This is a genomic window from Pseudomonas sp. RIT-PI-S, from assembly GCF_025642975.1.
Lineage (GTDB): Bacteria > Pseudomonadota > Gammaproteobacteria > Pseudomonadales > Pseudomonadaceae > Aquipseudomonas.
The window spans coordinates 135,719-160,007 of sequence record NZ_JANZKJ010000011.1; the positions used below are offsets into that span (position 1 = coordinate 135,719).

Annotated in this window: 22 protein-coding genes; 20 read left to right on the forward strand and 2 right to left on the reverse strand. The window is 63.1% G+C overall.

From position 1 onward, the window contains the following. Positions 1–38: 38 nt before the first annotated feature. The 20 genes from mnmA (at position 39) to nuoN (ending at position 23,015) form a co-directional block, all read left to right on the forward strand. Positions 39–1,187, forward strand: coding sequence for a tRNA 2-thiouridine(34) synthase MnmA (gene mnmA, locus OGL93_RS16175; protein ID WP_263263820.1), 1,149 nt, complete (start codon positions 39–41; stop codon positions 1,185–1,187). After that, positions 1,184–1,807 carry a high frequency lysogenization protein HflD gene (gene hflD, locus OGL93_RS16180; RefSeq protein ID WP_263263821.1) on the forward strand — a complete coding sequence of 208 codons (624 nt, stop codon included), beginning with the start codon at positions 1,184–1,186 and terminating at the stop codon, positions 1,805–1,807. The genes mnmA and hflD overlap by 4 nt, the downstream gene beginning before the upstream one ends. 92 nt (positions 1,808–1,899) lie before the next feature. Next, the gene (gene purB, locus OGL93_RS16185) at positions 1,900–3,270 is read left to right on the forward strand and encodes an adenylosuccinate lyase (protein ID WP_263263822.1); all 1,371 of its coding nucleotides are present in this window, start codon (positions 1,900–1,902) and stop codon (positions 3,268–3,270) included. Between the two features lie 75 nt (positions 3,271–3,345). Continuing rightward, entirely contained in the window at positions 3,346–4,512 is a 1,167-nt protein-coding gene (locus tag OGL93_RS16190; RefSeq protein WP_263263823.1) for a cupin domain-containing protein, read from the forward strand. After that, positions 4,505–4,930, forward strand: a complete 426-nt coding sequence (locus OGL93_RS16195) for a GNAT family N-acetyltransferase (RefSeq protein WP_263263824.1) — start codon at positions 4,505–4,507, stop codon at positions 4,928–4,930. Before OGL93_RS16190 ends, OGL93_RS16195 begins: the two co-directional genes overlap by 8 nt. 138 nt (positions 4,931–5,068) lie before the next feature. After that, positions 5,069–5,809: a secretin N-terminal domain-containing protein gene (locus tag OGL93_RS16200; protein WP_263263825.1), complete on the forward strand. Its 741-nt coding sequence runs from the start codon at positions 5,069–5,071 to the stop codon at positions 5,807–5,809. A 463-nt stretch (positions 5,810–6,272) separates the two neighbouring features. Next, positions 6,273–7,598 (forward strand): isocitrate lyase, encoded by a 1,326-nt coding sequence (aceA, locus tag OGL93_RS16205; protein WP_263263826.1) that lies wholly within the window; start codon positions 6,273–6,275, stop codon positions 7,596–7,598. 460 nt (positions 7,599–8,058) lie between these two features. Further along, complete coding sequence (locus OGL93_RS16210) at positions 8,059–8,472, forward strand: NADH-quinone oxidoreductase subunit A (RefSeq protein WP_263263827.1); 414 nt, start codon at positions 8,059–8,061, stop codon at positions 8,470–8,472. Between the two features lie 10 nt (positions 8,473–8,482). Further along, a complete protein-coding gene (locus OGL93_RS16215) occupies positions 8,483–9,169 on the forward strand; it encodes an NADH-quinone oxidoreductase subunit B (protein ID WP_263263828.1) in 687 nt (228 codons plus the stop codon). An 86-nt stretch (positions 9,170–9,255) separates the two neighbouring features. Next, positions 9,256–11,040, forward strand: a complete 1,785-nt coding sequence (gene nuoC / locus OGL93_RS16220; RefSeq protein WP_263263829.1) for an NADH-quinone oxidoreductase subunit C/D — start codon at positions 9,256–9,258, stop codon at positions 11,038–11,040. Between the two features lie 2 nt (positions 11,041–11,042). Continuing rightward, positions 11,043–11,540 carry an NADH-quinone oxidoreductase subunit NuoE gene (gene nuoE, locus OGL93_RS16225; RefSeq protein WP_263263830.1) on the forward strand — a complete coding sequence of 166 codons (498 nt, stop codon included), beginning with the start codon at positions 11,043–11,045 and terminating at the stop codon, positions 11,538–11,540. Beyond that, complete coding sequence (nuoF, locus tag OGL93_RS16230; protein WP_263263831.1) at positions 11,537–12,904, forward strand: NADH-quinone oxidoreductase subunit NuoF; 1,368 nt, start codon at positions 11,537–11,539, stop codon at positions 12,902–12,904. Before nuoE ends, nuoF begins: the two co-directional genes overlap by 4 nt. Before the next feature lie 117 nt (positions 12,905–13,021). Continuing rightward, positions 13,022–15,739: an NADH-quinone oxidoreductase subunit NuoG gene (gene nuoG, locus OGL93_RS16235; RefSeq protein ID WP_263263832.1), complete on the forward strand. Its 2,718-nt coding sequence runs from the start codon at positions 13,022–13,024 to the stop codon at positions 15,737–15,739. Further along, positions 15,736–16,737 carry an NADH-quinone oxidoreductase subunit NuoH gene (nuoH, locus tag OGL93_RS16240; protein WP_263263833.1) on the forward strand — a complete coding sequence of 334 codons (1,002 nt, stop codon included), beginning with the start codon at positions 15,736–15,738 and terminating at the stop codon, positions 16,735–16,737. Before nuoG ends, nuoH begins: the two co-directional genes overlap by 4 nt. Positions 16,738–16,748: 11 nt before the next feature. Beyond that, the gene (nuoI, locus tag OGL93_RS16245; protein WP_263263834.1) at positions 16,749–17,297 is read left to right on the forward strand and encodes an NADH-quinone oxidoreductase subunit NuoI; all 549 of its coding nucleotides are present in this window, start codon (positions 16,749–16,751) and stop codon (positions 17,295–17,297) included. Between the two features lie 9 nt (positions 17,298–17,306). Further along, positions 17,307–17,807: an NADH-quinone oxidoreductase subunit J gene (nuoJ, locus tag OGL93_RS16250; RefSeq protein WP_040263820.1), complete on the forward strand. Its 501-nt coding sequence runs from the start codon at positions 17,307–17,309 to the stop codon at positions 17,805–17,807. Positions 17,808–17,810: 3 nt separating this feature from the next. Then, on the forward strand, positions 17,811–18,119 hold the full coding sequence (nuoK, locus tag OGL93_RS16255; RefSeq protein WP_181117782.1) for an NADH-quinone oxidoreductase subunit NuoK: 309 nt from the start codon (positions 17,811–17,813) through the stop codon (positions 18,117–18,119). Beyond that, the gene (gene nuoL / locus OGL93_RS16260) at positions 18,116–19,966 is read left to right on the forward strand and encodes an NADH-quinone oxidoreductase subunit L (protein ID WP_263263835.1); all 1,851 of its coding nucleotides are present in this window, start codon (positions 18,116–18,118) and stop codon (positions 19,964–19,966) included. Before nuoK ends, nuoL begins: the two co-directional genes overlap by 4 nt. Before the next feature lie 40 nt (positions 19,967–20,006). Continuing rightward, a complete protein-coding gene (gene nuoM, locus OGL93_RS16265) occupies positions 20,007–21,539 on the forward strand; it encodes an NADH-quinone oxidoreductase subunit M (protein ID WP_263263836.1) in 1,533 nt (510 codons plus the stop codon). Between the two features lie 6 nt (positions 21,540–21,545). Continuing rightward, on the forward strand, positions 21,546–23,015 hold the full coding sequence (gene nuoN / locus OGL93_RS16270) for an NADH-quinone oxidoreductase subunit NuoN (protein WP_263263837.1): 1,470 nt from the start codon (positions 21,546–21,548) through the stop codon (positions 23,013–23,015). 206 nt (positions 23,016–23,221) lie between these two features. On the opposite strand, the gene OGL93_RS16275 is transcribed toward nuoN, so the two are convergent. Together OGL93_RS16275 and wrbA are read right to left on the reverse strand one after the other, a co-directional pair. Beyond that, entirely contained in the window at positions 23,222–23,620 is a 399-nt protein-coding gene (locus OGL93_RS16275; RefSeq protein ID WP_263263838.1) for a VOC family protein, read from the reverse strand. A gap of 49 nt (positions 23,621–23,669) precedes the next feature. Next, complete coding sequence (wrbA, locus tag OGL93_RS16280; RefSeq protein ID WP_263263839.1) at positions 23,670–24,269, reverse strand: NAD(P)H:quinone oxidoreductase; 600 nt, start codon at positions 24,267–24,269, stop codon at positions 23,670–23,672. Between the last annotated feature and the right edge of the window lie 20 nt (positions 24,270–24,289).

A 24,289-nucleotide genomic window follows, 5' to 3' on the forward strand; every position in this document is an offset into this window, starting at 1 on the left:
AGAATGTTCCGTTTTTCACCCGAGCGTTTTCCAAGCCCATGCGTGAGCCTGCCCTTCTCGATCCCTACAAGGATCCTCGTAACACGCGCGTGATCGTCGGCATGTCCGGCGGCGTCGATTCCTCCGTGTCCGCTCTGCTTCTACTGCAACAAGGCTTCCAGGTCGAAGGCCTGTTCATGAAGAACTGGGAGGAAGACGACGGCACGGACTACTGCACCGCCCGCGAAGACCTCGCTGACGCTCAGGCGGTGTGCGATCGCATCGGGATCAAGCTGCATACGGCCAATTTCGCCGCCGAGTACTGGGATAACGTGTTCGAACACTTCCTCGCCGAATACAAGGCGGGGCGCACCCCAAACCCGGACATCCTCTGTAACCGCGAAATCAAGTTCAAAGCCTTTCTCGACTATGCCCTGAGCCTAGGGGCGGATCTGATCGCCACGGGCCATTACGTGCGTCGGCGGGACCGCGACGGCATCACCGAACTGCTCAAGGGCCTTGATCCGAACAAAGACCAGAGCTATTTCCTGCATGCCGTAGGCGGCGAACAGATTGCCCGCACCCTGTTCCCGGTTGGCGAGCTCGAGAAGCCCGAGGTCCGCGCGATCGCCGACCTCCATGGCCTCGCCACGGCGAAGAAAAAGGACTCCACCGGCATCTGCTTCATCGGCGAACGCCGCTTCAGCGACTTTCTCAAACAGTACCTGCCGGCCCAGCCTGGGGAGATCAAGACCACCGAGGGCGATGTCATCGGCCGCCACCATGGCTTGATGTACCACACCATCGGCCAGCGCCAGGGCCTGGGCATAGGCGGCCTGCAGGGCGCCAGCGACGAACCCTGGTATGTGCTGGCCAAGGACCTTTCCCGCAACGAACTGATCGTCGGCCAGGGCAACGATCACCCCTGGCTGTTCGCCACCGCCCTGCACGCTTCGCAAGTGTTCTGGGTCAACCCCGTGGACCTGTCCCAACCGCGGCGCCTGACGGCCAAGGTGCGTTACCGCCAGGCCGACCAGGCCTGCACCCTGGAACGTACCGCCGAGGGCTACCTGGCCACCTTCGATGAGCCGCAGCGGGCGGTGACGGCGGGGCAATCGGTGGTCTTCTATGACGGTGAAGTGTGCCTCGGCGGCGGTGTGATCGAGGCCGCGTACCCGCAACACCTGCGAAAGGAAGCCCTGGCATGAGCGACATACGCGAGCAACTGATCGCGCTCGGCGGGGTATTCCAGGCGGCCGTGCTGGTGGACCGGGTAGCGAAGACCGGGCAAATCAGCGAGGCGGCGCTTGGCGGCATGCTGGGTACGCTGCTGATCCGCGACCCGAAAGACACCCTGGAGGTATTCGGCGGCAGCGACGACCAGTTGCAAGAGGGCTACCGGGCGCTTGCCGCCGCCCTGGAGCGAGATCCGGCCACTTTGCAGCGCGAGCCGTTGCGCTATGCGCTATCGATGGTGACCCTGGAGCGCCAGTTGCAAAAACGCCCCGCCATGCTCGATGTGATCGGCAAGCGGCTGCCGCAGATCCAGGCCCAGGTCCAGCATTTCGGCCCAGCGCATGAGAACGTGGTCGCCGCCAGCGGCGGGCTTTACCAAGACACCCTCAGCACCCTTCGCCAACGCATCCAGGTGCATGGCGATATGCGCCATCTGCAGCAGCCGAACAACGCCTCGAAGATCCGCGCGCTCCTGCTGACCGGTATCCGTTGCGCCCGGCTGTGGCGGCAGCTGGGCGGCCATCGCTGGCAGTTGCTGGTCAGCCGGCGCAAACTGCTGCGCGAACTATACCCGATGCTCCGGGGCCATTGATCACGCCCGCTGGCCAGAACAGCCAGCAAGCCTCGCGGCTTTTCGTGTATCATATGCGCCCTTTTCGTTGCCCGACTGCCCGAGAACACCCCATGCAGCTTTCTTCGCTCACTGCGGTTTCCCCTGTTGACGGCCGCTACGCCGGCAAAACCGAGGCCCTGCGCCCCATCTTCAGCGAATACGGGCTGATCCGTTTCCGCGCCATGGTAGAGGTGCGCTGGCTGCAGCGGCTGGCTGCACATCCGCAAATCGCCGAAGTACCGCCGTTCTCGGAAGGCGCCAACACACTGCTCAATGAACTGGCCAGCGGCTTCGCCCTCGAGCATGCCGAGCGCGTGAAGGAAATCGAGCGCACCACCAACCACGACGTCAAGGCCATCGAGTACCTGCTCAAGGAGCAAGCCGCACGGTTGCCAGAACTGGCCAAGGTCAGCGAGTTCATTCACTTCGCCTGCACCAGCGAGGACATCAACAACCTGTCCCACGCGCTGATGCTGCGCGAGGGCCGCGATACCGTGCTGCTGCCGCTGATGCGGCAGATCGCCGACGCCATCCGCGAATTGGCCATCCGCTTCGCCGACGTGCCGATGCTCTCGCGCACCCATGGCCAGCCAGCCTCCCCCACCACCCTGGGCAAGGAACTGGCTAATGTGGTCTACCGGCTTGAGCGGCAGATCGCCCAGGTTGCGGCAGTGCCACTGCTTGGCAAGATCAACGGCGCGGTAGGCAACTATAACGCCCATTTGTCCGCTTACCCGGACGTCGACTGGGAAGCCAACGCCCGCGCCTTCATCGAAGACGAACTCGGCCTGGTGTTCAACCCCTACACCACCCAGATCGAGCCGCACGACTACATCGCCGAGATGTTCGACGCCATTGCCCGTTTCAACACCATCCTGATCGACTTCGATCGCGATGTGTGGGGCTATATCTCCCTGGGCTACTTCAAGCAGCGCACCGTTGCGGGCGAGATCGGTTCCTCGACCATGCCGCACAAGGTCAACCCGATCGACTTCGAAAACTCCGAAGGCAACCTTGGCATCGCCAATGCCCTGTTCCAGCACCTGGCGAGCAAGCTGCCGATCTCCCGCTGGCAGCGCGACCTGACCGACTCCACTGTGCTGCGCAACCTGGGGGTGGGCTTTGCCCACAGCGTGATTGCCTACGAAGCCAGCCTCAAGGGCATTGGCAAACTGGAAATCAACGCCCAGCGCATCGCCGCCGACCTGGACGCCTGCTGGGAAGTGCTGGCCGAGCCGATCCAGACGGTCATGCGCCGCTACAACATCGAAAACCCCTACGAAAAGCTCAAGGAGCTGACCCGAGGCAAGGGCATCACCGCCGAGGCTCTGCAAGAATTCATCGATGGCCTCGACATGCCCGACGCCGCCAAGGCCGAGCTTGCCCGCCTGACGCCGGCTACCTATATCGGCAACGCCGCAGAACAGGCGCGGCGGATCTAATCGCAGCCTGCGCATGCGCCCGGCCTCGCCGGGCGTTTTTTATTCTACGTATCGATAAATTACAAAGAGTTAGCAATGTCTTCCGATAAACCTCTTCAACTGCTCGGCGGCTTGACGGCGCAACAATTTCTTCGCGATTACTGGCAGAAGAAACCCCTTCTGGTTCGCCAGGCCTTCACCGATTTTGAGAACCCGATCAGCCCGGACGAACTTGCCGGCCTGGCCCTGGAAGAAGAAATCGAATCACGGATCGTCGTGGAACACGGTGAGCATCCGTGGGAGCTGCGACGCGGCCCCTTTACCGAAGACACCTTCGCCACCCTGCCGGAAAAAGACTGGACCCTCCTGGTGCAAGCGGTCGATCAATTCGTTCCCGAAGTGAGCGCACTGCTCGAACCGTTCCGATTCCTCCCTACCTGGCGGATCGACGACGTGATGATCAGCTATGCCGCGCCGGGCGGTGGCGTGGGCCCGCACTTCGACCACTACGACGTGTTCCTCCTGCAGGGTCATGGCAAGCGCACCTGGCGCGTGGGGCAGATGTGCAACGCCGAGAGCCCACTGCTCGAGCACGCCGACCTGCGCATCCTGGCCGACTTCCAGGAAACCGAGGCCTGGACGCTCGAACCCGGCGACATGCTCTACCTGCCGCCGCGCCTGGCCCATTTCGGCACCGCCGTGGACGACTGCATGACCTACAGCGTTGGCTTCCGCGCGCCCAGCGCCAGCGAAGTGCTGACCCACTTCACCGATTTCCTCAGCCAGTTCATCCCAGATGATGAGCGCTACAGCGATGCGGACATCCAGCCGGTAAGCGACCCGAACCAGATCCAGCACGATGCCTTGGCACGGCTCAAGGACCTGCTAGCGCAGCACATGGGTGACGATCGCCTGCTGCTCACCTGGTTCGGCCAATTCATGACCGAGCCTCGTTATGCCGAGCGGGTGGCGGGAACCGAGCTGAGCGAAGAAGACCTTCTCGACGCACTCGGCGATGGCGCAGTCATGGTACGCAACCCAAGCGCGCGCTTGGCCTGGTCGGAAATGGGTAGCGAACTCATGCTCTTCGCCAGCGGCCAGAGCCGATTGCTGCCGGGCACACTGCGTGGCCTGCTGCAGTTGGTGTGCTCGGCTGACGCCCTGCACCAAACGAACCTGGCGCCCTGGCTGGCCGACGATGAAGCCGTCACCCTGCTCAGCCAGTTGGTGCTGCAGGGGAGCCTGGGGTTCGCCGATGAATGACCTACGTATCCGGCTGGCGGACTGGCACCGGGACTACAAGCAGATCCACCGCATCCGCGAATCCGTGTTCGTTGCCGAGCAAGCCGTTGCGCCAGAACAGGAGTGGGATTCGGAAGACGAAACCGCTATCCACTTCCTTGCCGAGGAAAGCGGTTTCGCCATCGGCACGGCCCGCCTGCTTCCCGACGGCTATGTTGGCCGCTTGTCCGTGCTCAAGGACTGGCGCGGGCTGAAGGTCGGGGATGCATTGATGCAGGCCGTGATCGCCGAGGCGAGCCAACGCGGCATCGGCGAGCTGAAGTTGACCGCTCAACTGTACGCCACGGCGTTCTACCAGCGCTTTGGCTTCGAAGTGGTCAGCGAGGAGTTTCTCGAAGCGGGCCTGCCGCATGTGGACATGGTGCGCCGCTTGGCGTAGCGGCCGGCCTGGGCGCTACCCGATAGGAACCGACGCCAGCCTGCGAACCAAGGCATGGCCGGTTCGCGGCCTTCGCAGGCTCCTACAGGTAGCGCGCCTGGTTCATACTAGGGGCTCGACTTCGCGGAGTATTCTGTCATGCCGCTGCGCCCGTTCTTCCTTCTCCTTCTCATCGCCTTCACACCTTTCGCCCAAGCCGCCACTCAAGTGCTGGACTTGCACTACCGCAGCAGTGAAGAGCTGCTGCCGATGGTGCGTTCGTTCCTGGGCAGCCAAGGCACCGTCAGCGCCTTTGGCAACCAGTTGGTGGTCAACGCCGAGCCCGGCAAGCTGGACGAACTGGGAGCGCTGCTCGAGCGCCTGGACACCCCTGCTCGCCGTCTGCTGATCAGCGTGGACACCAGCGACAGCAATCACAGCAGTGGAGCCGGAGCCGGCAACGGCCGGGTGATTCGCTACGGCACCGCCAACCGCAGCGGTGGCGTGCAGCAGGTGCAAGCCAGTGAGGGCACGCCGGCGTTGATCCAGGTTGGCCAAAGCGTCCCGCTGACCACCGCCCAGACCGATGCCTACGGCCGGCTCCAAACCCAGACCGAGTACCGCAACGTTACCCAGGGGTTTTACGTTACCGCCAGCGTGACGGGCGAAACCGTGCACCTGGCCATCAGCACCAACAACGACCACATGAGCCAGGAGCGCCCCGACGTGGTCAACGTGCAAAGCACCGACACCCGCGTCAGCGGCCCCCTTGGCCAGTGGATTACCGTCGCCGGCATCAGCGGCCAAAGCCAGGGCGAGCGCAGTGGCGGTACTCGCTACTACGGCACTCAAGGTCACGATGACATGACCCTGAAAGTGCGTGTCGACGCCCTGCCCTGAAGCACCGACTCCAGGGCCTTTTCGTGACTCTCCGGTCGTTTGTCCGACCAGATGTAGTGCCTTTAAAAAAACACTACAAAATGTTTGACGACGATTTGCGCCGCGGGCATGATGGCCTCGCTCCCGCTAATCAGGGGCCCTGAACAAGGGCCTTCGGGGCGCGACCTCACCATCCCGAGGCCGCTCCCGTATCAGCACGGCCCACAAGGCGGTCCGATGGGGTTGCGACTGGAACGAAGTTGTCCCGAGGGACGGAAGCGCCGACGGCAGTCCTGCCGATTTCGCGCGATCAGGAATGGCCAGGGCCCCACGCAGCTCAGGTACACGCCGGCTCGCCGAACCGACCGTTCGCCTCTCGAACTTCAACCAGCGCGCCCACGGCCCCTGCCGCTGCCCTGATTGGCGTAACGCCTCACGGTGGAGCTGGATAACCCTACGAGACCTATGCGACGAGGTTCACCCCATGGCACTGACACGCGAACAACAAATAGCGGCCCTTGAGAAAGACTGGGCGGAAAACCCACGCTGGAAAGGGGTGACCCGCACCTACACCGCCGCCGATGTCGTCCGCCTGCGTGGCTCGCTCCAACCCGAGCACACCCTGGCCAAACTGGGCGCTGAGAAGCTCTGGAAGCTGGTAACCCAGGGCGCCAAGCCGTCCTTCCGTCCCGATAAAGACTTCGTCAACTGCATGGGTGCCCTCACCGGCGGACAGGCAGTGCAACAGGTAAAAGCCGGTATCCAGGCCATCTACCTGTCCGGCTGGCAGGTTGCCGCCGACAACAACAGCGCCGAGTCCATGTACCCCGACCAGTCGCTGTACCCGGTTGACTCGGTACCGACCGTGGTCAAGCGCATCAACAACTCGTTCCGTCGCGCCGACCAGATCCAGTGGAAAGCCGGCAAGAACCCAGGCGACGATGGCTACATCGACTACTTCGCCCCGATCGTAGCCGACGCTGAAGCCGGCTTCGGTGGCGTGCTCAACGCCTATGAGTTGATGAAGAGCATGATCGAAGCAGGCGCCGCCGGCGTTCACTTCGAAGACCAGCTGGCCTCCGTGAAAAAATGCGGCCACATGGGCGGTAAGGTTCTGGTGCCTACCCAGGAAGCCGTGCAGAAGCTGGTTGCCGCTCGCTTGGCAGCAGACGTCGCTGGCGTGCCGACCATCATCCTGGCCCGTACCGACGCCAACGCGGCCGACCTGCTGACCTCGGACTGCGACCCGTACGACCAGCCGTTCGTGACCGGCACCCGTACTCCGGAAGGCTTCTATAAAGTGCGCGCCGGCCTGGACCAAGCCATCGCTCGTGGCCTGGCCTATGCCCCTTACGCCGACCTGATCTGGTGCGAGACCGCCAAGCCGGACCTGGACGAAGCCCGTCGCTTCGCCGAGGCGATCAAGAAGGAATACCCAGACCAGTTGCTGTCGTACAACTGCTCGCCTTCCTTCAACTGGAAGAAGAACCTGGACGACGCGACCATCGCCAAGTTCCAGCGTGAGCTGTCTGCCATGGGTTACAAGCACCAGTTCATCACTCTGGCCGGCATTCACAACATGTGGCACGGCATGTTCTCCCTGGCGCACGACTACGCCCGCAACGACATGACCGCCTACGTGAAGCTGCAAGAGCAGGAATTCGCCGACGCCGCCAAGGGTTACACCTTCGTGGCACACCAACAGGAAGTGGGCACTGGCTACTTCGACGACATGACTACGGTCATTCAAGGTGGCGCTTCCTCGGTCACCGCCCTCACCGGCTCCACCGAAGAAGAACAGTTCCACTAAGCGTCAACGCTGTTCAGAAAGCCGCCTTCGGGCGGCTTTTTGCGTTATTGGTTCGGGCAAGGGCTCGCATGCTGGGGCAACCATTTCCTTGACTCACGTCCAAACGCTTAAATCATCCCGGCATAAACTCTCAACAGGACTATAGTGACTTCAGCGAAGTGAAACGCGCGCTAACAAAAGAACCTTCGAACAACGTTAATTGAGATCAATTATCATTTACAGAAGTTTATTACCCATGGAAGGAAACAGCTTTGAACGAAACAGGTCGAATCCCCGGCTGCAAGGGGTTTGCCGGGTATAGGCGGGGACTATTTAGTAGATTGGGCGAATTAATTTGATGCGATAAATTTACTTGCCGCGGGTTTGCCCATAAAATCCCGCCGATCTTACGGCTGCGACATATAGTCACTGCTTTACCCTCTTCGACTCAGAGATCTACCCTCTGTTAAGGATTGCCAGCATGACCCCATCAGCAGGACTCATCGCCCATAACTGGGGCTTTGCCATCTTCCTTCTGGGTGTAGCGGGGCTTTGCGCCTTCATGCTTGGGCTTTCGAGCCTGCTCGGTGGCAAGGCCTGGGGGCGTAGCAAGAACGACCCCTTCGAATCCGGCATGCTGCCGGTCGGTAGCGCCCGCCTGCGCTTGTCTGCCAAATTCTATCTGGTCGCGATGCTGTTCGTGATCTTCGATATCGAAGCCCTCTTTTTGTTCGCCTGGTCTGTCTCTGTCCGTGAAAGCGGCTGGGCGGGCTTTGCCGAAGCACTCATTTTCATAGCAATTCTGTTGGCGGGTCTTGTCTACCTTTGGCGAGTGGGGGCTCTCGATTGGGCGCCCGAAGGTCGCCGTAAGCGGCAGGCGAAGCTGAAACAATGAGGCTTTGGCAATGCAATACAACCTTACCAAGATCGACCCGGATGCTCCGCTGGATCCGGAACAGCGTTATCCCCTGGGCAAACAGGGCATCGTCGATGACGAGATGCTCGCCGACCAGGTGCACCGCAACGTCTTCATGGGCAAGCTCGAAGACGTACTGAACGGTGCGGTCAACTGGGGCCGCAAGAACTCGCTGTGGCCCTACAACTTCGGCCTGTCGTGCTGCTACGTGGAAATGACCACGGCGTTCACCGCGCCTCACGACATTGCCCGCTTCGGCGCCGAAGTGATCCGGGCTTCTCCTCGCCAGGCGGATTTCATGGTGGTGGCGGGCACCTGCTTCATCAAGATGGCGCCGATCATTCAGCGCCTCTACGAACAGATGCTCGAACCCAAGTGGGTGATCTCCATGGGCGCGTGCGCCAACTCCGGTGGCATGTACGACATCTATTCGGTGGTGCAGGGCGTGGACAAATTCCTCCCGGTTGACGTCTACGTGCCCGGCTGCCCGCCGCGTCCGGAGGCGTTCCTGCAGGGCCTGATGCTGCTGCAGGAATCGATCGGCAAGGAACGGCGGCCGCTGTCCTGGGTGGTCGGCGACCAAGGCGTTTATCGCGCCGAGATGCCGTCCCAGAAAGACCTGCGCCGCGAACAGCGTATCCAGGTCACCAACCTGCGCAGCCCAGACGAAGTTTGATCCAAGGCTCACCCTGCTCGGCTTACGAGTGGGGCGCGCTTGGCCTTCATTCTTTACGTTGACCGAAAGCGAAAGCGACCGACACCATGACAACAGCGGACACCGCTCTGTATATCCCGCCTTACAAGGCTGACGACCAGGATGTGGTCGTCGAATTGACCAACCGCTTTGGCCCCGAGAGTTTCTCTGCGCAGCAGACCCGCACCGGCATGCCCGTGCTCTGGGTCGCCCGGGCGCAAATCAAGGAAGTGCTGAGCTTCCTGCGTAACGTACCCAAGCCCTACTCGATGCTGTATGACCTGCACGGCGTCGACGAGCGCCTGCGCACCCAGCGCCGTGGCTTGCCCGACGCCGACTTCACTGTGTTCTATCACCTGCTATCGATAGAACGAAACAGCGACGTGATGATTAAGGTGGCCTTGAGCGAAGGCGACCTGAACCTCCCCAGCGTGACCGGCATCTGGCCCAACGCCAATTGGTACGAGCGTGAAGTGTGGGACATGTTCGGGATTACCTTCACCGGCCACCCCAACCTTAGCCGCGTATTGATGCCGCCGACCTGGGAAGGTCATCCGCTGCGCAAGGACTACCCTGCCCGCGCCACCGAGTTCGACCCCTACAGCCTGAGCCTGGCCAAGCAGGCCCACGAGGAAGAAGCCGCGCGCTTCCGCCCGGAAGACTGGGGCATGAAACGCGGCACCGCCAACGAAGACTTCATGTTCCTCAACCTGGGCCCGAACCACCCTTCCGCCCACGGTGCGTTCCGGATCATCCTGCAGCTGGACGGCGAAGAAATCGTCGACTGCGTGCCAGACATCGGCTACCACCACCGTGGTGCCGAGAAGATGGGCGAGCGCCAGTCCTGGCACAGCTACATTCCCTACACGGACCGCATCGACTACCTGGGCGGGGTGATGAACAACCTGCCCTACGTGCTCTCGGTGGAAAAGCTCGCCGGCATCGTGGTGCCGGACCGGGTCAACACCATCCGCGTGATGCTGGCCGAGTTCTTCCGCATCACCAGCCACTTGCTGTTCCTGGGAACCTACATCCAGGACGTGGGCGCCATGACCCCGGTGTTCTTCACCTTCACCGACCGCCAGCGCGCCTACACGGTGATCGAAGCGATCACCGGCTTCCGCCTGCACCCGGCCTGGTACCGCATCGGCGGCGTTGCCCACGACCTGCCACGCGGCTGGGACAAACTGGTGAAAGACTTCGTCGACTGGCTGCCCAAGCGGCTGGACGAGTACACCAAGGCCGCTTTGCATAACAGCATCCTCAAGGGCCGGACCATCGGCGTTGCCGCCTACAACACCAAGGAAGCGCTGGAATGGGGCGTCACCGGCGCCGGCCTGCGTTCCACCGGCTGTGACTTCGACCTGCGCAAGGCGCGGCCGTACTCGGGCTACCAGAACTTCGACTTCGAAGTGCCGCTGGCCGCCAATGGCGACGCCTACGACCGCTGCATGGTGCGCGTGGAAGAGATGCGCCAGAGCATCCGGATCATCGACCAGTGCCTGCGCAACATGCCGGAAGGGCCGTATAAGGCGGACCATCCGCTGACCACGCCGCCGCCGAAAGAGCGCACGCTGCAACATATCGAAACCCTGATCACTCACTTCCTGCAGGTTTCGTGGGGCCCGGTCATGCCGGCCAACGAGTCCTTCCAGATGATCGAGGCGACCAAGGGCATCAACAGTTATTACCTGACGAGCGACGGCGGCACCATGAGCTACCGTACCCGTATCCGTACCCCCAGCTACCCGCACCTGCAGCAGATCCCTTCGGTGATCCGCGGCAGCATGGTCGCCGACCTGATCGCGTACCTGGGCAGTATCGACTTCGTCATGGCCGATGTGGACCGTTAAGCATGAACAGTACGCTTATCCAAACTGATCGTTTCGCCCTGAGCGAGACCGAGCGCTCGGCCATCGAGCACGAACTGCACCACTACGAAGACCCTCGCGCGGCTTCCATCGAAGCCTTGAAGATCGTGCAGAAGGAGCGTGGCTGGGTCCCGGACGGCGCCCTTTACGCCATTGGCGAGATCCTCGGCATCCCCGCCAGCGACGTCGAAGGTGTAGCCACCTTCTATAGCCAGATCTTCCGCCAGCCGGTCGGCCGCCACATCATCCGCGTATGCGACAGCATGGTGTGCTACATCGGCGGGCACGAATCGGTGGTTTCGCAGATCCAGCGCGAGCTCGGCATTGGCCTGGGCCAGACCACCGCGGACGGCCGCTTCACGCTGCTGCCGGTGTGCTGCCTGGGCAACTGCGACAAGGCCCCGGCACTGATGATCGACGACGACACCTTTGGCGACGTCAAGCCCGACGGCGTCAGCCGCTTGCTGGAGGCCTACGTATGACCCTCACTTCATTTGGCCCCGCTAACACCATCGCCCGAGCCGCCGAAACCCACCCGCTGACCTGGCGCCTGCGCGACGATGGCGAGCCGATCTGGCTCGAAGAATATGAGCGCAAGGACGGCTACACCGCCGCCCGCAAAGCGCTGGCCCAGCTGTCCCAGGACGAAATCGTCCAGACCGTGAAGGACTCCGGCCTCAAGGGCCGGGGCGGCGCGGGCTTCCCCACCGGGGTGAAGTGGGGGCTGATGCCCAAGGACGAATCCATGAACATCCGCTACCTGCTGTGCAACGCGGATGAAATGGAGCCCAACACCTGGAAAGACCGCATGCTGATGGAGCAGCAGCCACACCTGCTGATCGAAGGCATGCTGATCAGCGCCCGGGCGCTGAAGGCCTACCGCGGTTATATCTTCCTGCGCGGCGAATACACCACCGCCGCCCGCCACCTCAACCGCGCGGTCGAGGAAGCCAAGGCCGCGGGCCTGCTGGGCAAGAACATCCTGGGCAGCGGCTTCGACTTCGAGCTGTTCGTGCATACCGGCGCCGGGCGTTACATCTGCGGTGAAGAAACCGCGCTGATCAACTCCCTCGAAGGCCGCCGCGCCAACCCACGCTCCAAGCCGCCCTTCCCCGCGGCTGTCGGCGTTTGGGGCAAGCCCACCTGCGTCAACAACGTAGAAACCCTGTGCAATGTGCCAGCGATCGTCGGCAATGGCATCGACTGGTACAAGGGCCTCGCCCGCGAAGGCAGCGAAGACCACGGCACCAAGCTGATGGGTTTCTCCGGCAAGGTGAAGAACCCCGGCCTGTGGGAGTTGCCCTTCGGCGTGACCGCCCGTGAACTGTTCGAGGACTACGCCGGCGGCATGCGCGACGGCTACACGCTCAAGTGCTGGCAGCCAGGCGGCGCCGGTACCGGCTTCCTGTTGCCGGAACACCTCGAGGCGCAGATGTATGCCGGCGGCATCGCCAAGGTCGGCACGCGGATGGGTACCGGCCTGGCCATGGCGGTGGACAACACCGTCAACATGGTGTCGCTGCTGCGCAATATGGAAGAGTTCTTCGCACGCGAATCCTGTGGCTTCTGCACCCCTTGCCGGGATGGCCTGCCGTGGTCGGTCAAGCTGCTGCGCGCGCTGGAGAACCGTCAGGGCACCCAGGCCGACATCGACACCCTGCTGGGCCTGGTCGGCTTCCTCGGCCCCGGCAAGACCTTCTGCGCGCATGCGCCAGGGGCGGTCGAGCCGCTGGGCAGCGCCATCAAGTATTTCCGGGAAGAGTTCGAGGCCGGCATCGCCCCCGTGGGAGCGGCGAACCTGGCACCGGGCTTCGGTCAACCACGGCCAATCCCTGCTGGAGCCTGATTGATGTGAGGGCGGCGGCCTTGCCCCGCCCCTGCCTGTGAACGCGATGCGCCAGGCACAGAACAAGATTTCCATTAGCCACGCCCGGGCGACCGGGCCAACGAAGACCTTTGAACCATGGCCACTATCCACGTAGACGGCAAAGCGCTCGAAGTCGATGGCGCAGACAACCTGTTACAGGCGTGTCTGTCCCTCGGCCTCGACATTCCTTATTTCTGCTGGCACCCGGCGCTGGGCAGCGTCGGCGCCTGCCGCCAGTGCGCAGTCAAGCAATACAACGACGAAAACGACAAGCGCGGCCGTATCGTCATGAGCTGCATGACGCCTGCCACCGACAACACCTGGATCTCCATCGACGATGAAGAATCCAAGGCCTTCCGCGCCAGCGTGGTCGAGTGGTTGATGACCAACCACCCCCACGACTGCCCGGTGTGTGAAGAAGGTGGCCATTGCCACCTGCAAGACATGACGGTCATGACTGGCCACAACGAGCGCCGTTATCGCTTCACCAAGCGGACCCACCAGAACCAGGACCTGGGCCCGTTCATCTCCCATGAGATGAACCGCTGCATCGCCTGCTACCGCTGCGTGCGCTTCTACAAGGACTACGCCGGCGGCACCGACCTGGGCGTTTATGGCGCCCACGACAACGTCTACTTCGGCCGCGTGGAAGACGGCGTGCTGGAGAGCGAGTTCTCCGGCAACCTCACCGAAGTCTGCCCAACGGGCGTGTTCACCGACAAAACCCACTCCGAGCGCTACAACCGCAAGTGGGACATGCAGTTCGCCCCGAGTATCTGCCATGGCTGCTCCAGCGGTTGCAACATCAGCCCCGGCGAGCGTTATGGCGAGCTGCGGCGGATCGAAAACCGCTACAACGGCTCGGTGAACCATTACTTCCTCTGCGACCGTGGCCGGTTTGGCTACGGCTACGTGAACCGCAAGGACCGCCCCAAGCACCCGATGCTTGGCCAGGACCGCGCCATGCTGGGCGTGGACGCCGCGCTGGACAAAGCGGCGCAGCTGCTCAGTGGCCGTACCATCGTGGGGATCGGTTCCCCACGCGCCAGCCTGGAGAGCAACTACTCCCTGCGCGAGCTGGTTGGCGCCGACTGGTACCACACCGGCATCGAAACCGGCGAGCTGAGCCGCATCCGCCTGGTGCTGAACGTGCTCAACAACAGCCCGCTGCCGATCCCGAGCCTGCGCGAAGTCGAAGACCACGACGCCGTGTTCGTGCTCGGTGAAGACCTCACTCAAACCGCCGCCCGCATGGCCCTCGCCCTGCGCCAGTCGGTGAAGGGCAAGGCCGAGGCGATGGCCGAAGCCATGCGCGTGCAACCCTGGCTGGACGCCGCCGTGAAGAACATCGGCCAGCATGAGATGTACCCGCTGTTCATCGCCAGCCTGACCGACACCAAACTCGACGACATCGCCGAGGAATGCGTGCATGCCTCGCCAGAAGACCTGGCCCGCCTGGGCTTCGCCGTGGCCCACGCGATCGATGCCAGCGCCCCGGCCGTCACCGGCCTGGACGAAGAGGCCCTTGGCCTGGCCCAGCGCATCGCCGACGCCCTGGTCGCCGCCAAGCGCCCATTGGTGGTGTCCGGCACGTCGCTGGCTTCCAGCGCACTGATCGAGGCGGCCGCCAACATCGCCAAGGCCCTGGCCCTGCGTGCCAAGGCGGGCTCCCTGAGCCTGATCGTGCCCGAGGCCAACAGCCTGGGCCTGGCCATGTTGGGCGGCGAATCCTTGGATGCCGCGCTGGATGCGGTGATCGAAGGCCGTGCCGACGCCATCGTGGTGCTGGAAAACGACCTGTATGCCCGTGCGCCCAAGGCCAAGGTCGATGCAGCCCTGGCCGCGGCCAAGGTGTTGATTGTCGCCGATCACCAGCAGACCGCGACCACCGAGCGTGCGGACCTGATCCTGCCAGCGGCGAGCTTCGCCGAGGGTGACGGCACCCTGGTCAGCCAGGAAGGCCGAGCCCAGCGCTTCTTCCAGGTGTTCGATCCTAATTACCTCGATCCGCAAAACTTCACCCATGAAGGCTGGCGCTGGCTACATGCCCTGCGCGCGACCCTGCTTGACCGCAAGGTGGACTGGACCCAACTGGATCACGTCACCGCAGCCTGCGCGGCGAGCGCGCCGCAGCTGGCACGCATCGTCGAGGCAGCGCCTTCCGCGGCTTTCCGCATCAAGGGGTTGAAGCTGGCGCGCGAACCGCTGCGTTACTCCGGCCGTACCGCCATGCGCGCCAACATCAGCGTGCACGAGCCGCGTGCCAGCCAAGATGTGGACAGCGCGTTCTCGTTCTCGATGGAAGGTTATTCGGGCAGCAAGGAACCCCGTCAGCAAGTGCCGTTCGCCTGGTCCCCGGGCTGGAACTCACCGCAAGCGTGGAACAAGTTCCAGGACGAGGTCGGCGGTCACCTGCGCGCCGGCGACCCTGGCGTACGCCTGATCGAAACCCGTGGCGACGGCCTCGCCTGGTTCACCCGCATCCCGGCTGCCTTTGCACCGGCGCGCGGCACCTGGACGGCCGTACCTTACTATCATCTGTTCGGTAGCGAAGAGATGTCATCCCGCGCCGCGCCAGTGGCCACGCGCATTCCCAGCCCTTACGTGGCCTTGGCCAAGGCCGAGGCCGACCGCCTTGGGGTCAACGACGGCGCGCTGCTCAGCCTGAACGTGGCCGGCGTGGAGCTGCGCCTGCCGCTGCGGGTGGATGAACAACTGGCCGCGGGCCTGGTGGCGTTGCCCAAGGGCCTGGCGGGCATTCCGCCGGCATTTGGCGGCCAGCCCGTTGAAGGTTTGCAGGAGGCAGCACAATGACCTGGTTCACGCCTGAAGTGATTGACGTGATCGTGTCGGTGGTCAAATCCATCGTCATCCTGCTCGCCGTGGTGGTCTGCGGCGCGCTGCTCAGCTTCGTGGAACGGCGCCTGCTGGGCTGGTGGCAGGACCGCTACGGCCCCAACCGGGTTGGCCCGTTCGGCATGTTCCAGATCGCCGCGGACATGCTCAAGATGTTCTTCAAGGAAGACTGGAACCCGCCTTTCGTCGATCGGGTGATCTTCACCCTGGCGCCAGTGGTGGCCATGAGCGCCCTGCTGATCGCCTTCTCGGTGATTCCGATCACCCCCACCTGGGGCGTGGCGGACCTGAACATCGGCGTGCTGTTCTTCTTCGCCATGGCGGGCCTGTCGGTGTATGCGGTGCTGTTCGCCGGTTGGTCGAGCAACAACAAGTACGCCCTGCTCGGCAGCCTGCGGGCCTCCGCGCAAACGGTGAGCTACGAAGTGTTCATGGGCCTGGCGCTGATGGGCGTAATCGTTCAGGCGGGCTCGTTCAACATGCGCGACATCGTTGAGTACCAGGCGCAGAACCTGTGGTTCATCATTCCGCAGTTCTTCGGTTTCTGTACCTTCTTCATCGCTGGCGTCGCCGTGACTCACCGTCACCCCTTCGACCAGCCAGAAGCGGAACAGGAACTGGCCGATGGTTATCACATCGAGTATGCCGGCATGAAATGGGGCATGTTCTTCGTGGGTGAATACATCGGCATCGTGCTGGTGTCGGCGCTGCTGGTGACCCTGTTCTTCGGCGGCTGGCACGGCCCGTTCGACATCCTGCCGCAGGTGCCCTTCCTGTGGTTCGCCCTCAAGACCTGTTTCTTCATCATGCTGTTCATCCTGCTGCGGGCGTCCATTCCACGCCCACGCTATGACCAGGTGATGGATTTCAGCTGGAAGTTCTGCCTCCCGCTGACCCTGATCAACTTGCTGGTAACGGCCGCGATCGTGTTGTTGAACACGCCGGCCGGTGCTTGAGGATACGCGTCATGTTCAAATACATCGGCCATGTGGTACATGGCACCTACACCCAGCTACGCAGCCTGATCATGATTTTCGGTCATGGCTTCCGCAAGCGTGACACCCTCCAATACCCGGAAGAGGAGGTCTACCTGGCCCCTCGCTACCGCGGCCGTATCGTGCTCACCCGCGACCCCGACGGCGAAGAGCGCTGCGTGGCTTGCAACCTCTGCGCGGTGGCCTGCCCGGTGGGCTGTATTTCCCTGCAGAAGGCCGAGACTGGCGACGGCCGCTGGTATCCCGAGTTCTTCCGCATCAACTTCTCGCGCTGCATCTTCTGCGGCTTGTGCGAAGAGGCGTGCCCGACCACGGCGATCCAGCTGACCCCGGACTTCGAAATGGCCGACTACAAGCGCCAGGACCTGGTGTATGAGAAGCATGACCTGCTGATCTCCGGCCCCGGGAAGAATCCGGACTATAACTTCTATCGCGTCGCGGGCATGGCCGTGGCCGGCAAGCCGAAAGGCGCCGCGCAGAACGAAGCCGAGCCGATCAACGTGAAGAGCCTGCTGCCTTAAGGAACAAAGATGGAATTCGCGTTCTATTTCGCCTCTGGCGTTGCGGTGCTGGCGACCCTCCGGGTCATCACCGGGACCAATCCGGTCCATGCCTTGCTTTACCTGATCATTTCGCTGATCGCCGTGGCCATGACCTTCTTCGCCCTCGGCGCGCCCTTCGCCGGCGTGCTGGAGGTGATCGCCTACGCCGGCGCCATCATGGTGCTGTTCGTGTTCGTGGTGATGATGCTCAACCTGGGCACGGCCTCGGCCCACCAGGAACGGGAGTGGTTCAAGCCCGGCATCTGGGCAGGCCCGATGTTGCTGGCCGCCCTGCTGTTGCTGGAGCTGATGTACGTGCTGTTCTCCGGCCCGGGCAACATTCCCGTGGGCGAAACCACCATCGGCCCCAAGGCCGTCGGTATCAGCCTGTTCGGCCCTTACCTGCTTGCCGTGGAGCTGGCCTCGATGCTGCTGCTGGCGGCGGCGATCACGGCCTTCCACATTGGCCGCAACGAGGCGAAGGAGTAACCCATGCCAGCCATTCCTCTTGAACACGGCCTGGCCGTCGCCGGTGTGCTGTTCGTGCTCGGCCTGGTGGGCCTGCTGGTCCGCCGTAACATTCTCTTCGTGCTGATGAGCCTGGAAATCATGATGAATGCCTCGGCACTGGCGTTCATCGTGGCTGGCAGCCGCTGGGCACAACCGGACGGGCAGATCATGTTCATCCTGGTGATCAGCCTGGCCGCCGCCGAGGCCAGCATTGGCCTGGCGATCCTGATCCAGTTGTATCGCCGCTTCCATACGCTCGATATCGACGCTGCCAGTGAGATGCGCGGATGAACCTACTCTTCCTGACTTTCGTCTTTCCCCTGCTGGGCTACCTGCTGCTGTCGTTCTCCCGCGGGCGCTTTTCGGAAAACACATCGGCGCTGATCGGCGTCGGTTCCATTGGCCTGTCGGCGGTGGTCGCGGCTTATACCATCTGGCAGTTCAACGTCGCCCCGCCCGCCGGCGGCGTGTTCACCCAAGTGCTGTGGACCTGGATGTCGGTGGATGGCTTCAAGCCCAGCTTCACCCTCTACCTGGACGGCCTGTCGCTGACCATGTTGGGGGTAGTGGTTGGGGTGGGCTTCCTGATCCACCTGTTCGCGTCCTGGTACATGCGCGGTGAAGAGGGCTACTCGCGGTTCTTCTCCTACACCAACTTGTTCATTGCCAGCATGTTGTTCCTGATCCTGGGCGACAACCTGCTGTTCATCTACTTCGGTTGGGAAGGCGTGGGCCTGTGCAGCTACCTGCTGATCGGCTTCTACTATGGCAACCGCAACAACGGCAACGCCGCGCTCAAGGCCTTTATCGTCACCCGCATCGGCGACGTGTTCATGGCCATCGGCATGTTCATCCTGTTCCACCAGTTGGGCACGTTGAACATCCAGGAGCTGCTGGTGCGCGCGCCTCAGCATTTCAAGGTCGGCGATTTCTGGATCGTATTGGCCACGCTGATGCTGCTGGGCGGCGCGGTCGGTAAATCCGCTCAGCTGCCGCTGCAAACCTGGCTGGCGGACGCCATGGCCGGCCCTACCCCGGTCTCGGCGCTGATCCACGCGGCCACCATGGTGACCGCGGGCGTGTACCTGATCGCTCGTACCCACGGCTTGTTCGCCCTGGCGCCGGACATCCTGCACCTGGTGGGCATCGTCGGCGGCGTGACCCTGGTACTGGCCGGCTTCGCCGCGCTGGTGCAGACGGACATCAAGCGTATCCTCGCCTACTCCACCATGAGCCAGATCGGCTACATGTTCCTGGCCTTGGGCGTGGGTGCATGGGAAGGCGCGATCTTCCACCTGATGACCCACGCATTCTTCAAGGCGCTGCTGTTCCTGGCCTCGGGCGCGGTGATCGTCGCCTGCCACCACGAACAGAACATCTTCAAGATGGGCGGGCTGTGGAAGAAGCTGCCGCTGGCCTATGCCAGCTTCATCGTCGGCGGCGCGGCCCTGTCGGCATTGCCGATCCTGACCGCAGGCTTCTACTCGAAAGACGAGATCCTCTGGGAAGCCTTCGCCAGTGGCCACAATGGCTTGCTGTATGCCGGCCTGGTCGGTGCCTTCATGACCTCGCTGTACACCTTCCGCCTGATCTTCATTGCCTTCCACGGCGAAGCCAAGACCGAAGCGCACGCCGGCCACGGCATCGCTCACTGGCTGCCGCTGGGCGTGCTGCTGGTACTGTCGACCTTCATCGGTGCCTGGATTCACCCACCGCTGGCTGGCGTGCTGCCGGAAAGCGCGGGCCATGCCGGCGGTGAAGCCAAGCACAGCCTGGAAATCGCTTCCGGCGCGATCGCACTGGCGGGCATCCTGCTCTCGGCCTTGCTGTTCCTGGGCAAGCGCCGGGTGGCCACCGCCATCGCCAACAGTGGCCCTGGCCGTTTGCTGTCGGCCTGGTGGTTCGCGGCCTGGGGCTTCGACTGGATCTACGACAAGCTGTTCGTCAAACCCTATCTGTGGATCAGCCACGTGCTGCGCAGGGATCCGATGGACCGTGGCATCGGCCTGGTGCCTCGGTTGGTGAAGGGCGGCAACGCTGCCATGAGCCGCACCGAGAACGGCCAGCTGCGCTGGTATGCCGCCTCCCTTGCGTTCGGCGCCGTGTTGGTGCTGGGCGCCGTGGTAATGGCTGCCTGACTATGAACCTTGCGAATTTGCGAAAGGAAACGAACCCGTCATGATTCTGCCTTGGCTGATCCTGATTCCCTTCATCGGCGGCCTTCTGTGCTGGATGGCTGAGCGCTCGAGCGCCACCCTCCCCCGCTGGATCGCATTGCTGACCATGTCCCTGGAACTGGCGCTGGGCCTCTGGCTCTGGTCCCAAGGCGATTATTCGCTGGCCCCGGCGCCGGGCGCCGACCCGGTCTGGGCGGTGGAATTCAAGCTGGCCTGGATTCAGCGCTTCGGCATCAGCGTGCACCTGGCGCTCGATGGCCTGTCGCTGCTGATGATCCTGCTGACCGGCCTGCTCGGCGTGCTCTCGGTGCTCTGCTCCTGGAAAGAGATCCAGCGCCACGTAGGCTTCTTCCACCTCAACCTGATGTGGATCCTCGGCGGCGTGATCGGCGTGTTCCTCGCGCTGGACCTGTTCCTGTTCTTCTTCTTCTGGGAAATGATGCTGGTGCCGATGTACTTCCTCATCGCGCTCTGGGGTCATAGCTCGGCGGATGGCAAGCGCACGCGGATCTACGCGGCGACCAAGTTCTTCATCTTCACCCAGGCCAGCGGCCTGATCATGTTGGTGGCGATCCTGGCGCTGGTGCTGGTGAACTACAACACCACTGGCGTGATCACCTTCAACTACAGCGACCTGCTCAAGGCACACCTGCCAGCCGGTACCGAGTACCTGCTGATGCTGGGCTTCTTCGTGGCGTTCGCCGTGAAGCTGCCGGTGGTGCCGGTGCACTCCTGGCTGCCGGATGCCCACGCCCAGGCGCCGACCGCGGGTTCCGTGGACCTGGCCGGTATCCTGCTGAAAACCGCGGCCTACGGCTTGCTGCGCTTTGCCCTGCCGCTGTTCCCACACGCCTCGGCGGAATTCGCACCCATTGCCATGGGCCTGGGCCTTATCGGCATCTTCTACGGCGCCTTCCTGGCCTTCGCGCAAACCGACATCAAGCGCCTGATCGCCTATTCGAGCGTGTCGCACATGGGCTTCGTGCTCATCGGCATCTACTCCGGCAGCCTGCAAGCCCTGCAAGGCGCGGTGGTGCAGATGGTCGCCCACGGCCTCTCCGCCGCGGCGCTGTTCATCCTCAGCGGCCAGCTGTACGAACGCCTGCATACCCGCGACATGCGCGAAATGGGCGGCCTGTGGTCGCGCATCACCTACCTGCCCGCCATCAGCCTGTTCTTCGCCGCCGCGTCCCTGGGCTTGCCAGGCACCGGTAACTTCGTCGGCGAATTCCTGATCCTGCTGGGCAGCTTCGCCGTGGCGCCATGGGTCACCACCATCGCCACCTTCGGCCTGGTGGTCGGCTCGGTGTATGCACTGATCATGATCCACCGCGCGTATTTCGGCCCTGCCAAGTCCGACACCCTCCTGCATGGCATGGACGGTCGTGAGCTGGCGATGATCCTGCTCCTGGCGGTGCTGCTGGTGTTGCTGGGCGTGTATCCGCAACCGATCCTGGACACCTCCGCGGCCACCATGGCCGGCGTTCAGCACTGGTTCGGCTCGGCTTTCTCTCAACTTGCATCGGCCCGGTAACCTGTAATGGAACTGACCTCTCAACATTTTCTGGCACTGGCGCCGCTGCTGATCACCAGCGTCACCATCGTGGTGGTGATGCTGGCCATCGCCTGGCGCCGCAACCATTCGCAAACCTTCCTGCTGTCGTGCGCGGGGTTGAACCTGGCGCTGCTGTCGATCCTGCCAGTGCTCAAGATCACCCCGCTGAGCGTGACCACACTACTGCAGGTGGACAACTTCGCTTGCCTCTACATGGCGTTGATCCTCATCGCGACCCTGGCGTGCGTGACCCTCGCCCACGCCTACCTGGGCGATGCCGGCTCGGGCTACCCCGGCAACCGTGAAGAGCTCTACCTACTGATCCTGCTGGCTGCCGCCGGTGGCCTGGTGCTGGTGTGCGCACAACAGCTGGCTTCGCTGTTCATCGGCCTGGAGCTGCTGTCGGTGCCCGTCTACGGCCTGGTGGCGTATGCCTACTTCAACAAGCGCTCCCTGGAGGCCGGCATCAAGTACATGGTGCTCTCGGCGGCCGGCTCCGCGTTCCTGCTGTTCGGCATGGCGTTGCTGTACGCCGATGCCGGCACCCTGAACTTCGCCGGTATCGGCGCTGCACTGGCGGCAACCGGCATGCCCAGCCTGCTGGCGCAGCTGGGGCTTGGCATGATGCTGGTGGGCCTGGCGTTCAAGCTGTCGCTGGTACCTTTCCACCTGTGGACGCCGGACGTGTACGAAGGTGCTCCGGCACCCGTCGCGGCGTTCCTGGCCACCGCGAGCAAGGTGGCCGTGTTCGCCGTGGTGGTGCGTTTGTTCCAGCTCTCCCCTGCCGCCACCAGCGGCGTGCTGACCCAGGTGCTGAGCGTCATCGCCGTGGCGTCGATCGTGGTCGGCAACCTGCTGGCGCTGAACCAGACCAACCTCAAGCGGCTGCTCGGTTATTCCTCGATCGCCCACTTCGGTTATCTGCTCATCGCCCTGGTGGCCAGCAAGGGCCTGGCGGTAGAAGCCATCGGCGTGTACCTGGCCACCTACGTGATCACCAGCCTGGGTGCATTCGGGGTGATCACCTTGATGTCCTCGCCTTACAACGGCCGTGACGCGGATGCCTTGTACGAGTACCGCGGCCTGTTCTGGCGCCGCCCGTACCTCACTGCCGTCCTCACCGTGATGATGTTGTCGCTGGCCGGCATTCCGCTCACCGCGGGCTTTATCGGCAAGTTCTACATCATGGCGGCTGGGGTTGAATCTCACCTTTGGTGGCTGGTCGGCGCCTTGGTGCTGGGTAGCGCCATCGGCCTGTTCTACTACCTGCGGGTGATGGTGACGCTCTACCTGATGGAGTCGAGCATTCCACGCCACGATGCCCCGATGAACTGGGAGCAACGTACCGGCGGCGTGATGCTGCTGGCCATCGCCATCCTTGCCTTCGTGCTCGGGGTGTATCCGCAGCCGCTGGTGGACCTGGTGCAACACGCAGGACTTCACCTGATGGGCTAACGCCTTCCGGCAATGAAAAAACCCCGCCTGGCATTGCCGGCGGGGTTTTTTATTGGGCTGGCTTGGCCGGAATTGGCCCTTGGCCTCGGGGGATATCAGGTGGGTAGCCTGGTGTCAGTGCCACATCCATCACCTCCAACCTCTATAGGAAGGGGAGCCGGCCATCCGGCGAAGCCCGCGAACGTTGCCGGTGCCGGTGGCTTCCTCTAGAGGCCTACCGCATGTACGAAGCACAGCTTGTTGCCTTCAGGGTCCCGGCAATAAGCACCGTAGTAATCCGGGGCATAACGCGCTCGCACGCCGGGCGAACCTTCGTCGCTGCCGCCGTTGGCCAGCGCGGCAGCCCAGGCGGCGTCTACCTGCTCGCGGCTGTCGCAGGCAAAGCTCACCTGCGTGCCGTTGCCGGGTGCTGCCGGCTGGCCGTTGAAGGGCAATTGCACAAAAAACTGTGGCCAACGCTGGCCCGGCCGCTGCCATCCCTTGCCGGGAGGCCCGCCATCGTTTTCGTCTGCCATCACCTCGAGGCCGATTTCAGCAAGCACACGCTCATAGAATCGCCCCATCAAGGTGAGATCCCGCGCGCCGACGATGATATGCGAGTACATGGCAGAACTCCTGGCAAGTCAGGCGCGCTCGAGCTGAGCGCGCCCTGGGTCAGCTGAACAGCTTGGCGGCAGTCTTGGCGACCAGTTCGCCTTGGTGACGGGCACCCGCCAGGTCGATTTCACTTGGCTGCCGGGAGCCGTCGCCGGCGGCGATCGTGGTGGCGCCGTAGGGCGCGCCGCCGACGATCTCGTCCATGCTCATCATGCCTTGGTGGCTATAAGGCAGGCCGACGATAACCATGCCGAAGTGCAGCAGGTTGGTGATCAGCGAGAACAGGGTGGTTTCCTGACCGCCGTGCTGGCTGGCAGTAGAGGTGAACGCCGCGCCGACCTTGCCATTGAGCACGCCCTTGGCCCACAGCCCGCCGGCTTGGTCGAGGAAGGCCGCCATCTGGCTGCTCACCCGCCCGAACCGGGTAGGGCTGCCGAGGATGATGGCGTCGTAGTTGGCCAAGTCCTGAACGTTGGCGATCGGCGCCGCCTGGTCGAGCTTGAAATGAGCGGCCTGGGCGACTTCCGCCGGCGCGGTTTCGGGCACCCGTTTGATATCCACGGTTGCACCGGCGCTGCGAGCGCCCTCGGCGATGGCGCTTGCCATGGCTTCGATGTGCCCATAAGAGGAGTAATACAGAACAAGAACTTTAGCCACAGAGACGCTCCTTAGTGTGA

Coding starts and splice junctions, on each gene's coding strand:
- OGL93_RS16275 (WP_263263838.1), bottom strand. CDS start 23,620: ATGTACTCGCATATCATCGTCGGCGCGCGGGATCTCACCTTGATGGGG.
- nuoJ (WP_040263820.1), top strand. CDS start 17,307: ATGGAATTCGCGTTCTATTTCGCCTCTGGCGTTGCGGTGCTGGCGACC.
- aceA (WP_263263826.1), top strand. CDS start 6,273: ATGGCACTGACACGCGAACAACAAATAGCGGCCCTTGAGAAAGACTGG.
- nuoC (WP_263263829.1), top strand. CDS start 9,256: ATGACAACAGCGGACACCGCTCTGTATATCCCGCCTTACAAGGCTGAC.
- mnmA (WP_263263820.1), top strand. CDS start 39: ATGCGTGAGCCTGCCCTTCTCGATCCCTACAAGGATCCTCGTAACACG.
- hflD (WP_263263821.1), top strand. CDS start 1,184: ATGAGCGACATACGCGAGCAACTGATCGCGCTCGGCGGGGTATTCCAG.
- OGL93_RS16210 (WP_263263827.1), top strand. CDS start 8,059: ATGACCCCATCAGCAGGACTCATCGCCCATAACTGGGGCTTTGCCATC.
- OGL93_RS16215 (WP_263263828.1), top strand. CDS start 8,483: ATGCAATACAACCTTACCAAGATCGACCCGGATGCTCCGCTGGATCCG.
- OGL93_RS16200 (WP_263263825.1), top strand. CDS start 5,069: ATGCCGCTGCGCCCGTTCTTCCTTCTCCTTCTCATCGCCTTCACACCT.
- OGL93_RS16195 (WP_263263824.1), top strand. CDS start 4,505: ATGAATGACCTACGTATCCGGCTGGCGGACTGGCACCGGGACTACAAG.
- nuoM (WP_263263836.1), top strand. CDS start 20,007: ATGATTCTGCCTTGGCTGATCCTGATTCCCTTCATCGGCGGCCTTCTG.
- nuoI (WP_263263834.1), top strand. CDS start 16,749: ATGTTCAAATACATCGGCCATGTGGTACATGGCACCTACACCCAGCTA.
- nuoK (WP_181117782.1), top strand. CDS start 17,811: ATGCCAGCCATTCCTCTTGAACACGGCCTGGCCGTCGCCGGTGTGCTG.
- nuoF (WP_263263831.1), top strand. CDS start 11,537: ATGACCCTCACTTCATTTGGCCCCGCTAACACCATCGCCCGAGCCGCC.
- OGL93_RS16190 (WP_263263823.1), top strand. CDS start 3,346: ATGTCTTCCGATAAACCTCTTCAACTGCTCGGCGGCTTGACGGCGCAA.
- nuoL (WP_263263835.1), top strand. CDS start 18,116: ATGAACCTACTCTTCCTGACTTTCGTCTTTCCCCTGCTGGGCTACCTG.
- purB (WP_263263822.1), top strand. CDS start 1,900: ATGCAGCTTTCTTCGCTCACTGCGGTTTCCCCTGTTGACGGCCGCTAC.
- nuoE (WP_263263830.1), top strand. CDS start 11,043: ATGAACAGTACGCTTATCCAAACTGATCGTTTCGCCCTGAGCGAGACC.
- nuoN (WP_263263837.1), top strand. CDS start 21,546: ATGGAACTGACCTCTCAACATTTTCTGGCACTGGCGCCGCTGCTGATC.
- nuoG (WP_263263832.1), top strand. CDS start 13,022: ATGGCCACTATCCACGTAGACGGCAAAGCGCTCGAAGTCGATGGCGCA.
- nuoH (WP_263263833.1), top strand. CDS start 15,736: ATGACCTGGTTCACGCCTGAAGTGATTGACGTGATCGTGTCGGTGGTC.